Source organism: Amycolatopsis umgeniensis, assembly GCF_014205155.1.
GTDB classification, from domain to species: Bacteria; Actinomycetota; Actinomycetes; order Mycobacteriales; family Pseudonocardiaceae; genus Amycolatopsis; species Amycolatopsis umgeniensis.
The window spans coordinates 4297797-4311088 of record NZ_JACHMX010000001.1; the positions used below are offsets into that span (position 1 = coordinate 4297797).

General features: G+C 69.6%; 10 protein-coding genes. 4 read left to right on the forward strand and 6 right to left on the reverse strand.

The genetic code is table 11. From position 1 onward, the window contains the following. The first annotated feature begins 4 nt into the window (after positions 1-4). A complete protein-coding gene (gene trmB / locus HDA45_RS20055; RefSeq protein ID WP_221472206.1) occupies positions 5-688 on the forward strand; it encodes a tRNA (guanosine(46)-N7)-methyltransferase TrmB in 684 nt (227 codons plus the stop codon). 233 nt (positions 689-921) lie between these two features. Here trmB and HDA45_RS20060 read toward each other — a convergent pair whose 3' ends face one another. Both HDA45_RS20060 and HDA45_RS20065 read right to left on the reverse strand, forming a co-directional pair. Then, positions 922-3168: an FtsX-like permease family protein gene (locus tag HDA45_RS20060; RefSeq protein ID WP_184897558.1), complete on the reverse strand. Its 2247-nt coding sequence runs from the start codon at positions 3166-3168 to the stop codon at positions 922-924. Further along, complete coding sequence (locus HDA45_RS20065) at positions 3168-3863, reverse strand: ATP-binding cassette domain-containing protein (RefSeq protein WP_184897560.1); 696 nt, start codon at positions 3861-3863, stop codon at positions 3168-3170. The genes HDA45_RS20060 and HDA45_RS20065 overlap by 1 nt, the downstream gene beginning before the upstream one ends. Before the next feature lie 181 nt (positions 3864-4044). On the opposite strand from HDA45_RS20065, the gene HDA45_RS20070 reads away from it, so the two are divergent. The 3 genes from HDA45_RS20070 (at position 4045) to HDA45_RS20080 (ending at position 7862) form a co-directional block, all read left to right on the forward strand. Next, positions 4045-5817: a sensor histidine kinase gene (locus tag HDA45_RS20070; protein WP_184897562.1), complete on the forward strand. Its 1773-nt coding sequence runs from the start codon at positions 4045-4047 to the stop codon at positions 5815-5817. Next, positions 5814-6464: a response regulator gene (locus HDA45_RS20075; RefSeq protein ID WP_125790766.1), complete on the forward strand. Its 651-nt coding sequence runs from the start codon at positions 5814-5816 to the stop codon at positions 6462-6464. The genes HDA45_RS20070 and HDA45_RS20075 overlap by 4 nt, the downstream gene beginning before the upstream one ends. Before the next feature lie 90 nt (positions 6465-6554). After that, on the forward strand, positions 6555-7862 hold the full coding sequence (locus HDA45_RS20080; protein WP_184897564.1) for an amidohydrolase family protein: 1308 nt from the start codon (positions 6555-6557) through the stop codon (positions 7860-7862). A gap of 462 nt (positions 7863-8324) precedes the next feature. Here the strand turns inward: HDA45_RS20080 and HDA45_RS20085 are convergent, their stop codons facing one another. From HDA45_RS20085 to HDA45_RS20100, 4 genes are all read right to left on the reverse strand, one after another. Next, positions 8325-9011 (reverse strand): SDR family oxidoreductase, encoded by a 687-nt coding sequence (locus HDA45_RS20085; protein WP_184897566.1) that lies wholly within the window; start codon positions 9009-9011, stop codon positions 8325-8327. A gap of 122 nt (positions 9012-9133) precedes the next feature. After that, positions 9134-10861 (reverse strand): arabinofuranosyltransferase AftB family protein, encoded by a 1728-nt coding sequence (locus HDA45_RS20090; RefSeq protein ID WP_184897568.1) that lies wholly within the window; start codon positions 10859-10861, stop codon positions 9134-9136. Between the two features lie 53 nt (positions 10862-10914). Then, positions 10915-11532 (reverse strand): methyltransferase domain-containing protein, encoded by a 618-nt coding sequence (locus HDA45_RS20095; protein ID WP_184897570.1) that lies wholly within the window; start codon positions 11530-11532, stop codon positions 10915-10917. A gap of 32 nt (positions 11533-11564) precedes the next feature. Further along, positions 11565-13205: a DUF7850 domain-containing protein gene (locus HDA45_RS20100; RefSeq protein ID WP_343072111.1), complete on the reverse strand. Its 1641-nt coding sequence runs from the start codon at positions 13203-13205 to the stop codon at positions 11565-11567. Positions 13206-13292: the final 87 nt, after the last annotated feature.

Sequence of the window (13292 nt, forward strand, 5' to 3'; positions counted from 1 at the left end):
ACGGATGCGCAGCGTGGTCAGTTATGTCAAACGCGGCGGCCGGATGACCGTCGGGCAGCAGCGAGCCTGGGACGACCTCTGGCCGTCGCTCGGCCGCACGGTCGGCGAACTGCCCGAAGGCACGGTGGATTTCGGCGACTGGTTCGGCAGGCAGGCCCCGGTCATGGTGGAGATCGGCTCGGGCATGGGCGAGACCACGTCCCAGCTCGCGGCCGCCGCGCCGGAGCTCAACTACGTCGCGGTCGAGGTGTACGACCCCGGGCTCGGCCAGCTGATGCTGCGCGCGGAGAAGCTCGGGGTGGAAAACCTCCGGCTGATGCACGGTGACGCCGTCGTGCTGCTGACGTCGCACGTCGAACCGGGCTCGCTGTCCGGGGTCCGGCTGTTCTTCCCGGACCCGTGGCCGAAGAAGCGGCACCACAAGCGGCGGATCGTGCAGCCCGGGTTCGTCTCGCTGGTGGCTTCGCGGCTCACGCCGGGCGGGACCTTCCACATGGCGACCGACTGGGAGAACTACGCGGAGCAGATGATGGAGGTCTGCTCGGCCGAACCTCTCCTGCGCAACTTTCACGCCGACGAACCCGGCGGCTGGGCGCCGCGTCCGGAGTGGCGTCCGATCACGAAGTTCGAGAACCGCGCCGACGTCGAAGGCCGGATCTCGCACGACCTGATCTTCGAGCGCGTCTAGATTTTCTGAACGACTGAAACGCCTGAAAGGGCCGGTCAGGGACGTCCCCACGTCCTTGACCGGCCCTTTCTCGACACCCCCGTGCCTTGGGATGCCCCCTGCGCATCCCCGGTGCCCGTTCATCCATCCCCCGACAGAGGGATGACCGGGCACCCGGCTCGTGGGTGGTTACCTCCGACTCCACCCACGAGACCTGCCCGCCCCGGCGCCATGACGCCATTCGGGCGAACCTTTTACTCCTCGGCGAGCGGCTCCGACTGCACCCGCTTGAGCGCCGGGGTCGAGACGGATGCCCCGAGCAACGCCACCCCGATTCCCAGCACCACGGGCGCCAGCAGCCACGGGCTCAGCACGATCGGGTCCTTCTCGACCATGCTGTAGAGCCCGACGCCGACTCCGACCCCGACCGCACCCGCGCCGATGGTGGCCACCATCGCGGGCAGGGCCGCTTCCATCCGCAGCGCCCTCGCCAGCACCCGGACCGGCGTGCCTGCCGCGATGAGTGCCCCGAAGGTGCGGCGGCGGTCCATCACCGAACCGGCTGTCGCCACGGCAGCGCTGCAGCCGGCGAGCACCCCGGCGGCGATCAGGCCGATCACGGTGACCCGGCGCAGGTCGCCGAGTTCCTGCTGCTGGCCGATCAGGTGCAGGCCGCGGCTGCCGACCTCCTGGCCGGGTGCCGCCCCGACCAGCGCGGTCCGCACGACCTCGCCGTTCGCCGGGGTGGTCGGCACGACCACGTCGAACCTTTCCAGCGTGACCCCCGCGGGAACCAGGGCCGGGTCGATGACGATCGTGCTGAACGTGTCCTCTTCAGACTCGGGGAACGTGCGCGCCGGGACGTTCCCGAGCTTCGGACCGGCCTTGTCGTACTCCGGCACCACGTTGTACGCCGCCGGGTCGAGCTTGTAGCTGCTGTAGATCGCGGGTTCCGGGCCACAGGTGCCGCCGATGTTCACCCGGAGCAGCTTCGTGGCGTCCTCGCAGGTCATCACGAAAGCCCGGTTCAACGTCTGGGAGCGGGTGCCCGGCTCGCCGGTCGACAGGTAGACCTGGCCGACCGCGACGGCCTTCTCGGCGACCCCGTTGCGGGCGAGGGAGGCGTTGGTCTCGGCGGCGACTCGCTGTGCCTGGGTCGCGTCGGATTCGGCGTAGAGGACGCTGTCCTTGAAGGTCCGTCCACCGCCCGCCATCGACTCGAACGTGGGCAGCAGCGTGAGCGCCATCGAGCCGGTGAAGACGGCGAGCACGACACCCGCGGTGGCGCGGTAGGCGCTCTTCGGGTCGTCACGGAGCCTGCGCCCGGCCAGCAGCGAGGCCGGTTTGCGCCAGATCCGGACGAACGTGCCGCCCACCGCCGAGGTGACCCACGGTCCGATGATCGCGGCCGATCCGACCAGCAGGAACAGCCCGAACATGACCATCGGCAGGCTGGCGTCGTCCTGGGTGACCGCGAAGAGGAAGAAGGCACCGGCCACGGGGACCGCGAGCAACCGCCACCAGTGCAGTGGTTTGCGAGCGTGCGCCGAAGCCGCGAACAGCGGCGTCTTCAGCACGCGGCGGATGCCGAGGACCCCGGCGAAGACGACCAGCAGCGGGATCGCCACGGCGACCGCGATGGTCGAGCCGAGCGAAAGGCTGAAGTCCGAGGCGAGCCAGGTTCCGCCTGCCCACGGAACGAACGTCGAGAGGCCTTGGAGCGCCGGTGCCACGAGGATGCCGAGCAGGGCGCCGACGACCGCGGACAACGCGGTCTCGGCGGCGACGATCTTCGTCACCTGGCCTGGCGTCGCCCCGGCCAGCCGCAACGCCGCCATCCGCAGCTCACGCCGGGCGGCGGTGAGCCGGGCCGAGGACGCGACGAGCACCAGGCTCGGCACGAGCAGGACGATCACGCCGACCCAAGCGAGCAGTTCGAGCATCGGGTCGGGCTTCGCCTGCTTGTTGGGGAAGCCGTCCGCGGCGAGCGCCGATTTCGGCATCGTCTCCGGGGTGTGGCCGACCACTGCGACCAGCTGTTCCGGATACATCAGTGAGTCGGGCCCGAGTGCGTCGACGAGTTTGCCGAACCGCTCCCCGAGCTGGGCCTGCGGCACCGACTGGATCAGCTTCCCGAGCTCAGGCGAAACGATCGCCTCGCCGGGGGCCGGCAGCTTCGGGATGCCCGGCGGCAGGCTGAGCATCGGCGCGGTGCCGGTCTGGGCGATGTCGACGCGGATGATCTCGCGGTCGCCCGAGTAGTCCTTGTTCGCCGCCATCAGCAGCGGCGCCGGACGCTGACTCTGCCCAGAGTCGCTGTTGTAGCTGTAGATGTCCTGCCAGATCGCCCGCTGTGAGCGGGCCTGCGTGGCACCCGGGAGTGAGGCCAGCAGGAGCACCAGACTGGTCGCGACGGCGACCCCGACCGCGGTGAGGATGGCCGACGTGCGGGTCCGGCGGTCGACCCGGAGCACCCGCATGGCCAGCTGGAAGCTGTTCATTAAGCAGCCAACCTCGTCGCGATCAGGCCGTCGCGGATGGAGACGGTGCGCGGCATGGCTTCGGCGAGTTCGCGGTCGTGCGTCACGACGATCACCGCGGCACCGCTGTCGGCGGCCGCGGAGAGCAGCGCGTCCATGGTGGCGCGGCCGGTGCGGGTGTCGAGCGCGCCGGTCGGCTCGTCGGCGAAGATCACCTTCGGCCGGTGCGTCAACGCGCGTGCGATCGCGACGCGCTGCGCCTCACCACCGGAAAGCTCACCGGGGCGGCGCTTCTCCTTGCCCGCGAGCCCGAGCTTCGCCAGCCATTCGCGGCCTGCCTCGATGGATTCCTTGCGGCCCTTGCCACTCAGCAGCGACGGCAGCGCGACGTTCTCTTCGGCGCTCAGCTCGGCGACGAGCATGCCGGACTGGAACACGAAGCCGAACTCGGTGCGCCGCAGTTCGCTGCGTTTGCGCTCGTTGAGCTGGTCGACCCGCTGCCCGGCCAGGAAGATCTGTCCGGCGTCGGCGCGGAGAATCCCGGCGAGCACGTGCAGCAGGGACGTCTTGCCCGAGCCGGAGGGCCCGACGATGGCGACCGCGTCACCCGCCTGGATGTCGATGTCGATCCCGGCCAGCGCGTACTGCGTGCCGTACTGCTTCACCAGCCCACGGCCCGAAAGCACCGGCTGCCCTGTCCACTGTGGATCTACCACCGTGATTCTCCCTAGTCAGTCACTTGGTGTTCTGCTTCGGGGAAGAGCTTCGCTGTGAAACACCTGTGTCCACTTCGGGCAGACGGCCAGTGCTGATCACGCGCGTATCGGCCGATCGGCCGAGGTGGGTCGGGCCGGTCGGCCAAGGTGCGGACGGTGGCGGATCCTCTACCGTCACGGTGTGACAGCAGGTCCATCCCAGAACAAGTTCTCCGCACGGGCGAGTGCGCTCGCGCGCCGTATCGGCATGCCCGCGGTGATCCTGCTGGCCGCGTTCGCGTTCGACCTGGCCTTCATCACCGACGCCGCCTTCGACGACGCCGGCCCGCGGTTCATCGACCTCCTGCTGTTCCCCGCCATCTTCGGGATGGTGTTCTGCGCGCTCTGGGCGCAGAAACGCGCCGCTGTCGCCGCCGTCGCCGCCTCGGTCGTACTGGTGGGTTACACGCTGGTCGTCCGGTACTTCCACATCCCGACCTATTCGAGTGTGCTCGCGAACCTGTCCATCACCGAGGTGGTGGCGGGGGTGGAGATCCTGTTCTACGCCGCGCGCCGGACGCGGCCGGGGGTCGCGTTCGCGGTGATCTCCGGCTTGGTGCTGGCCACCTTGACCGCGGTGTCCGGCCGGTACACGGAAGGGCTGTCGGGCGGCACCATGGCGCAGGCGATGCTGTTCGGCGGCATCCTGCTGGGCGGCACGCTGGTCTTCGCGATTCCCGGGCGCGACCGCATGACGAATCCGAAGCGCTACGAGAAGCTGCAGAAGCTCAACAAGCTGGTGATGGGCCAATGGCCGCTCATCGGCATGCTGAGCATCGCGCTGCTCCTGGAATTCACGTTCACCTACGCCAGCCGGGCGCACGGACTGCCCATCCTGGTCTGCTCGATCATCGCCGCGGTCATCGCGGTCGCGGCACCGCGGCGACCGGCTGACGCGATGGTCGCGCTCACCGCGGTCATGCTGCTTTCGGCGATGGTGACGCCGTTCCTCCGGCTCCGCTACGACTACCCGACTCCGGGCGGGGTGCCGGGGACGCAGATCGTCGCCGGGATGGGGCTGGTCATCACCCTGGTCCGCGCGGTCGGGCTCGCCAAGGCCACGTCACGGATCGGCGCGCTGTCCGCGGTGGTGGCGGGCGCCTGCATCCTCAACACCGGGCGGCCGACACCGACCCTGATGACCGACCCCGACAACATCGCCAGCTTCGCGGTCGCCGGAGTGCTGCTGCTCGGTATCTCGGTGGCGGTCGGCCTGGCGCTGCGTTCGCGGGATTCGGAGCGGACGCAGGTCATCCAGTCGGCGATCAGCGACGCGCAGACGTCGGAGCGGATGGCGCTGGCGCGGGAACTGCACGACGTCGTCGCCCACCACGTCACGGGGATCGTCGTCCAGGCACAGGCGGCGAAGATGATGGGCGAGAAGAACCCGCAGGTCGCGGTCGAAGCGATGGGCCGGATCGAGGACGCCGGGGTGGAGGCGCTCGCGGCGATGCGACGGCTCGTGCGGAGTATGCGCGGCGACGCCCCGGCCGGGAGCAGCGAGTTCAGCGAGCAGGCCACCACCGATCTCGCCGCCGACCTGCGGACGCTGATCGAACGGTCGAACCACGGTGTGAAGACGTCGATGAAGCTCGAGCTGCCGCCGAACGTGCCGCACGAGGTCGGGCGGTCGGCGTTGCGGCTGGTGCAGGAGTCGCTGACGAACGTCGGCAAACACGCGTCCGGCGCGAAGGAGGCGCTGGTGATCGCCGAGGTGACCGGGGCGGAACTGCACCTCCAGGTGACCGATGACGGACGCGAGCCCCACGGCCGTCCGGCCGGCGGGTCGGGCGGCTACGGTCTGATCGGGATGCGCGAACGCGTCGCCCTGCTGCACGGCCGGCTCTCCGCCGGGCGGGCGCCGGGCGGCGGCTGGCGAGTCGAAGCGTGGCTACCACTTGAAGGAGAAGAGTGATCCGGGTATTGATCGCCGACGACCAGGACATGGTGCGGATCGGCTTCCGGATGATCCTGGACGCTCAGGACGACATCGAAGTGGTCGCCGACGTGGCGGACGGCGTCTCGGCGGTGGCGAAGGCGCGCGAACTGCGGCCGGACGTCTGCCTGCTGGACATCCGCATGCCCGGGATCGACGGGCTCGAGGTCACCAAGCAGCTGGCGGGCCCGGACGTCGTCGATCCGCTGAAGGTGGTCGTGGTCACGACCTTCGATCTCGACGAGTACGTGCACACCGCGCTGCGGAACGGCGCCAGCGGTTTCCTGCTGAAGGACGCCGGGCCCGCGCTGCTGATCGAAGCGGTGCGCGCGGCCGCGCGCGGGGACGCGCTGGTGTCGCCGCAGATCACCGTGCGGCTGCTGAAGCATTTCGACGGCGGGACGGTGAAACGCGATGTCAGCCCGCCTTCGGAGCCGCTGACCGCGCGGGAGCTGGACGTGGTCAAGGCGGCCGCGAAGGGGCTGACGAACACCGAGATCGGGGCCGAGCTGTTCCTGTCGCTTTCGACGGTGAAGACGCATCTGGCGTCCGTGCAGGGCAAGGTCGGTGCGCGGAACCGGGTGGAGATCGCGGCTTGGGCGTGGCGCAGCGGGGTCGTGGACTAGAGCCCCGTGGTCTTTTGCTCTCTTGAAGTCGCGCTCCTGCGACGAGATAGCGGTCGGCGCGATAAAGAGCACGGTCCGTAAGCTCCAGTCATGCAACGCCGTTTTCATGCTCCTGTCGTTCTCCCCGCCGACCCCGCTTGCTCGTTGCTGCGTGACGCCGTGGTCGACGTGGACGAGACGGGGCGCATCACCCATGTCGGCCCCTTCTCAGGGGCTCCCGAAACGTCCGCTCCCGTGACCCGGTTGAGCGGCATCCTCCTGCCCGGGCTGGTCAACGCGCACGCGCACAGCCCGATGACGCTGCTGCGCGGAATGGGCGGCGACCTGCCGCTGCTGCGGTGGCTGACCGAGATCATCTGGCCGGCCGAGGCGAAGCTGAAACCCGCCGACATCCGCACCGGCATGATGCTGGGCTCGGTCGAAATGCTGCGGCACGGTGTCACGACCAGCGCGGAGATGTACTTCGAAAGCGAGCAGCTCGCCGACGCGGTGCTCACCACCGGTGGCCGGGTGGTGCTGGGCCCGCCGATCATGGAACTGCCGGGGATGGACTGGCGCGCGATGCTGAAGGGCATCGAACGCTGGATCGACACCGACGGCCTCCGGTTCGGCCCCGGCGAGCGGATCGAGGTCGGCTACGGTCCGCACTCGGCGTACATGCTGAACGAAGAGGCGCTGCGGGCGACCGCGGAATCGGCGGCGGAACGCGGCGCGCTGGTGCAGATCCACGTGGCCGAGGCGGCGCTCGAAGACGTCAAGCAGCGTGAAGTGCACGGCTCGGTGCCCGCGCTGCTGGAGAAGGTCGGGATGCTGCGGGGCCGGACGCTGGCCGCGCACGCCATCCACCTTTCCGACGAGGACATCGCGCTGTTCGCCGCGCGCGGGGTCGGGGTGGCGCACTGCCCGGGCTCGAACGCGAAGCTCGCTTCGGGCATCGCACGAGTGACGGAACTTCGGAAGGCAGGCGTCGCCATCGGGCTGGGCACGGACGGCCCGGCGTCGAACGACGACATCGACCTGTGGGAAGAACTGCAGCTCTCGGCGATGTTCGCGCGGCTCGCGACCGGCGACTCGACCGTGCTGACCGCGGCCGACGCTTTCCTGCTCGGCACCCGCGGAAGCGCGGAAGCGCTGGGCCGGAACGACATCGGCGCGCTGGAAAACGGCCGGTGGGCGGACATGGTGCACGTCGACCTCGACGACCCGGCCTTCGCGGCGGGCCTCGACGTCCCCGACGAGCAGCTGCTCTCGAACCTGGTGTGGGCCGCGGGCTCGCGCCGCGTGCGCGACGTGTGGGTGGCGGGCGAACAGGTCGTCGGCGACGGCGAATCCCTGCGCGTGGACCGCACAAAGGTGCAAGCCGAAGTAGCCGAAACCTCTGCGCGGCTGCGCTCTTAACTCACCTACGCAGCCCCCCACCCGTCCCAGGGGGCGGCCCCGAGGCCAGTCTATCGGGACCGTGGGGGCGGGGCCGGGGGAAAGTGCCTGGTGAGGCTGGGTTGTCCACAACGGTCAGGCTGGTGTGGACAACCGGCGGTTTCGGGGCTGAGCCGGGGGCTTGACGTGGCTTCGGCGAAGGCGCGGAGGTCTGACGGCCACCTCGGCGAGGTCGCGGATGTCCCGACGTGGCATCGACGAAGGTGCGAATGTCCCGAAGTCGCATCGACGAAGTCGCGGATGTCTTGAAGGCCACCTTTGGGACGTTGAGCGTCTCAAAGGTGGCCTTCAGGACAGGTCAAGGTCGGCACGCGTGAGCCAATGCCGAGTTTGAGTCGCTGAGCGCCTCAAATGCGACATTGGGAACAGGCACCGCGGTGCGGGCGCCCCCAGGCACCGCAGTGGGCGTGCCGATCAAGAGGGTTAGATCAGGCCGCGCGGCCGGAGGGTCACGTCGGTGGGGTGCGCGTCACCGGTGGCGGAGACCGCGGCGAGGACGGCGGCCGCGACGGAATCGGGGCGCAGGAAGCGTTCCGGCTCGTACGGGCGGCCTTCGTCGGCGATGATCGTCTGCTGCATCTCGGTGTCCGTGCGGCCGGGGTAGATCGACGTCACCCGCAGTGTGGTTTCTTCGTCTCGCAGTGCGTCGGCGAAGGCGCGGACGGCGAATTTGCTCGCCGCGTACGGGCCCCAGCCCGGACGCGCGTTCTGACCGGCGCCCGAGTTGATCACGACGACGTGCCCTTTCGAGGCACGCAGCGCGGGCAGGAGTTGCCTGGTCAGCGTGACGACCGCGAGGACGTTGACCTCGAAGTTCGCCCGCCAGTCGGCGTCGGTGGCGGTCTCGACGGTGCCGAGCCGCGCGACGCCTGCCGAGTGCACAAGTACGTCCAGTTCGCCGAACTCCGCGGTGGCCGCTTCCAGTGCCTCGGCGTCGGTCAACTCGACCGGCCAGGCCCGAGCGCCGGGCAGCGTGTCCGCCAGTTCACCGAGCGCGTGGGCGTCGCGGCCGCCGAGCAGCAAACGGTGGGTGGGGGCGAGCGCGCGGGCGACGGCGGCACCGATTCCGCGGGTGGCGCCGGTGACGAGGGCGAGGGGAAGATCAGCCATACCCGCCACGCTAGTACGGCGATCTCGCGTGCTCGAAAGCGTATCTCGCGTGATCAGAGACGGAACTCGCGTGATTGAAGAACGATCACGCGTGATTGAACGGACGACACGCGGCGGGGCGGTCAGGAACCGCAGGTGACCGGCGGCGTCGCCACCCGGGGGAACCGCACGGAACCGCGTGCGAACGACCCGATGAGGTTGTCCGCGAACCGTCCCGCCGTCAGCGGATCCCGTACCGAAGCGTCGATCGCCACGATTCGCGGGCAGCTGAGCGCCAGCCGCGCGGCGGCGACGTCCTCGGCGCGGACGGGGCCACCCTCGGCGATCGGGAGCCGCGCCGAATTCGCCAGTTCCCATACCGGGGGCAGCCATTTCTGGTGCCCGGTCCGGCCGTCGGGGAGCGACGTCGAATGCGCGGCGAACGGGTTGGCGAGGCCGTAGCCGTCGCGCAGTCGCGTCTCGAGCGGGATCAGCAGGCCGAGGGCACCCATGCTGTCCGCGGCGACGGTCACGTACGGCCGGTCCGTCGGATACGCGTACCAGCGCCTGGTCGTGTAGTCCTGGATCAGCACCGCCGGGCGTTCGACGCCCTGGATGGCGCCCAGCGTCGACGGCATCGCCGGGTGGTCGGCGTAGTCCTCGGCCAGGATCGGATGTTCGTGCCCGGTCGCCCGCGACCAGTACGACCGCTCGTCGGTGACGCCGACGGCACGCGGCTCGGCGGAATACGACGGGCGGAGCGAACCCGCGGCCACGAGCGCCCAGATGCCGACGGCCAGCAGGAACGCGGTGTTCACCCTGGTCACCGGCAGCGCCAGCGCGGGCAGCAGCAGGCAGAACAGCGCCGGGAGCAGCATGCGCCCGTGCATGAAATCGCCGCCGACCCTGATCACGTACAGCGAAAGCAGTACCGCGCCGACGAGCGGGACCGCGGTCAGCACCGCGAAAGTCCTGTCCATAGTGGACGTCATGGTGAGGACGGCAACGGCGAGCAGGAGCACCGGGAGCAAGAGCCAGTACGGCTGGAAGAGGTCGATCAGATACGCCCACCCGCGAGTCCAGTTCGCCTCCGACGCTTCCTTGACCAGCGCGGTGTTCGGCGTCAAAAGACCGTAGTAGCCCATCCGGAAAACTTGATACGCCAACGGGAGCGCGGCCGCGACGGCCAGCAGCCCCACCGCATGACGACGCCCTGGCCGCAGAAGTACGAGCAGCGCCACCAGGGCGACGCCACTGAAGAGCGCGAGATCCGGCCGGACCAAAGGCCCCAGCCCCGCGACCAGAGCGACCGGCCAGTCGCGGAGATCGTCCATTGTGGACACGCGGCGGACGAGCAGCCACCAGGTGCCGCCCAGCCACAGCGTGATCAGGCCGGTTTCCAGCCCGGACGTCGCGAAGTCGCGGAACGGCGGCAGCGCGCAGACCACCAGGGCACCGGCGGGCGCGAGCCCGTGGAACGCCAGCGGCTGGTAGAGCCGACGGGCACCGTCCAGGCCGAAGAACAGCCCGGCGACCGAGAAGACCAGGCCGGCGACCACGGAGATCCACTCCAGCGGCACTCCCGGGACCAGCCCGAGGACGCTCAGTATCGCCGTCCACAAAGGACTGGTGTTGGTCTCGACCCGCTCGCCGATGTTGAACACCGGCCCGTTGCCCGCGAGGATCTGGCGGACCGTCCGCAGCACGATCAGCCCGTCGTCGCTCATCCAGCGGCGGCGCCAGGCGAGGTCGGCGTAGACCATCAGCACCAGGCCGAACCCGAACCAGGTCCACGTCGACGGCCGCAGGAACCAGGCGCGCGAAGGCCAGTCGGGCGTGTTCTCGCCCGTGGTCGTGCTCGTCTGCGTCATCATCCCGCCCGGCTCGGTTGCGTGCGCAGGAGATCAGGTCCGCGGGCCGCGAGTCAAACCGCGCGGGCCGCCAGGCAGGCTTGCGGTAGCTTCCTCCCTTCCATGGTCAGCCGCGCGGCGACCTCGAACCCCGCCTGGGCCAGCAGGCCGGCGACCCGGCCGGGGTCCAGCAGGTACGCGTCGTAGGTGACGGGGTGGCCGTACGCCTTCTCCGGGCTCAGCCGCTCGTCGCCGACGTGGAATCCGACCAGCAGACGGCCACCGGGCGCGAGCGTGCGGCGGAACTCCGCGAACAACGCCGGAAGCACCTCGGGCGGCAGATGGAAGATCGACCACCAGGCGACGAGGCCGCCCAGCTCGCCGTCCGGGAGGTCGAGGGCGGTCATCGAGCCGACGGAGAACCGCAGGTCCGGGTACTGGCGGCGGGCGATCTCGACCATTTTCGGCGACAGATCGACACCGCTGACGTCGAGGCCGAGCGACGCCAGGTGAGCGGTGACATGACCCGGACCGCAGCCGACATCGACGACCGGGCCGCGCACCTGCTCGGCGAACGCGGCGAGCATGGCGCGACCGATCGGCTCCTGGTCGAAGAGCTGCCCGACGCGGACGGCGTAGTCCTCGGCGACGGTGTCGTAGGAATCGCGGGTGGCATCGAGATGAGAGGTCACGGTGGGCGACGCTAGCGCCACCCACCGACAATTCATGGCTCGAGCAGCCCCGCGTCCCTGGTCAGATCCTCCGGCGCCCCCAGCTTGGTCACCGGCGTGCATCCTGTCGCGGGATCCGCCGCCGAATCTGTTCCGTTGTACTGCGCGGCGCCGGACCGGGTCAGTTGCCGGGCCCCGGCGTCGAAGCACACCTGGTACGAGCCCTGAAGCACGCGTTCGAAGACGTACCGCCCGTCCGGCCCGGTCACGGTCGAGGCGACCTCCTTCGCGGCAGCGTCCTTCAAAGTCACCTTCACGTCCGGGACGCCGAGTTCGTCGCGGGTCTGCAGGCCGTCCTTGTCCTTGTCCAGCCAGACGAAGTCGCCCAGTTTGCTCATCGGCGCGTTCAAGCCCGCGGCCAGGGTCAGGTCCAGGCGTTTGCGGGGGCCGACCGTGGTGGTCGCGGTGCAGCCTGTCGCCGGATCGGCGTCCGAGTCCTTCGCGTCGTCACCCGCGTCCTTCGCCGTGTAGGTGTAGCCCGCGAACTCGGGCGGAAGCGCGCTGATGTCGAAGCAGACCTGGTAGATGCCGTCCTTCAGCTTGGTGAAGCGGTACTTGCCGGCGGCGTCCGTGGTGAGCGTGCCGAGTGCGGTGCCCGACGCGTCCTTCAACGTCACCTTCACCCCCGGGACACCCTGCTCCGCGGGATCCTGCAGACCGTTCCGGTCGACGTCGTTCCAGACGAACTCCCCGATCTCGTCGATCGCGGGCGGCGGGGTGACCTTGATGGTCGTGGTCGCGGTCTTCTTCGGCAGCTTGCCGCTGGAGACGGTCACGGTGTTGACGCGGCCGTTGTCCGCTTCGGTGACGTTCTTGTGGTCACAGGTCACCGTCGCGGACTTGCCGCCGTCGAGACTCGCGATCGGGGTGGGCTTCACGTCGCAATACGGGTCTTCGACCTTGATGTCGGCCAGTGTCGTGGTGCCGTCGTTGGTCACCGTGAACCGGTAGTTCGCGGTGGTGCCCGCCTCGAGGGTGGCCGTGGCGCCCCAGGCACCGCTCGCCGGATCCCGCACCTCCGCCTTCGCCGAGAACGACGCGACCTGCAGGTGCACGCAGTCCCACATGACCCAGTTGCGGTCGGTGGCGGCGAAGAACTTCACCGAGCTTGCCGACGGCGGGGCCGTCGACGGCGGGAAGTCCTGCCTCGCCAGTTTGCCGTCGGTCTCGACGGCGTGCGTGACCTTGAGTTTGTTCTCCAGGACGACCTTGTTCGACGCGTCGAAGAACCGCAGTCCCGTTTCCTGGACGGCGTCCGCGCGACGGAGGTTGTCGTCGTTCGTGCCTGTCCAGTCGGTGAGGGTGTAGACGGCGCCGGGGACGAACTTCATCGCCGCGTAGGCGGTGCTGACCATCTTGTCGGGCGTCGAGATCAGGGCGTACTTGCCGCCGTCCTGCTGGTAGCCGCCCATGGTCGACAGCCGGGGCCGCTTGCTCTTCGGGGTGCTGGTCGGCACCGGGGCGGCCGGGTTGAAGGTGTACCCGGTGGGCGGGCTGCCCTGCTCCACGCTCGGGTTCGGCGCGGCGCCGCCGGTGCAGCCGGACGGGACGGCCGGAGCCTGCGCCCGCGCGGGAAAAGCGCTCGCGCTCAGCAGGAGTGTCCCGGCCGTCATCAACACCAGTGCCCTTTTCACAGGGCTGAAGCTAGTTACCCGGTCCGGGTTCCGTAATCGCTGAACCGTGTCGACGATCGCCCCGATCAGGCAGAACCGAGAGTGATC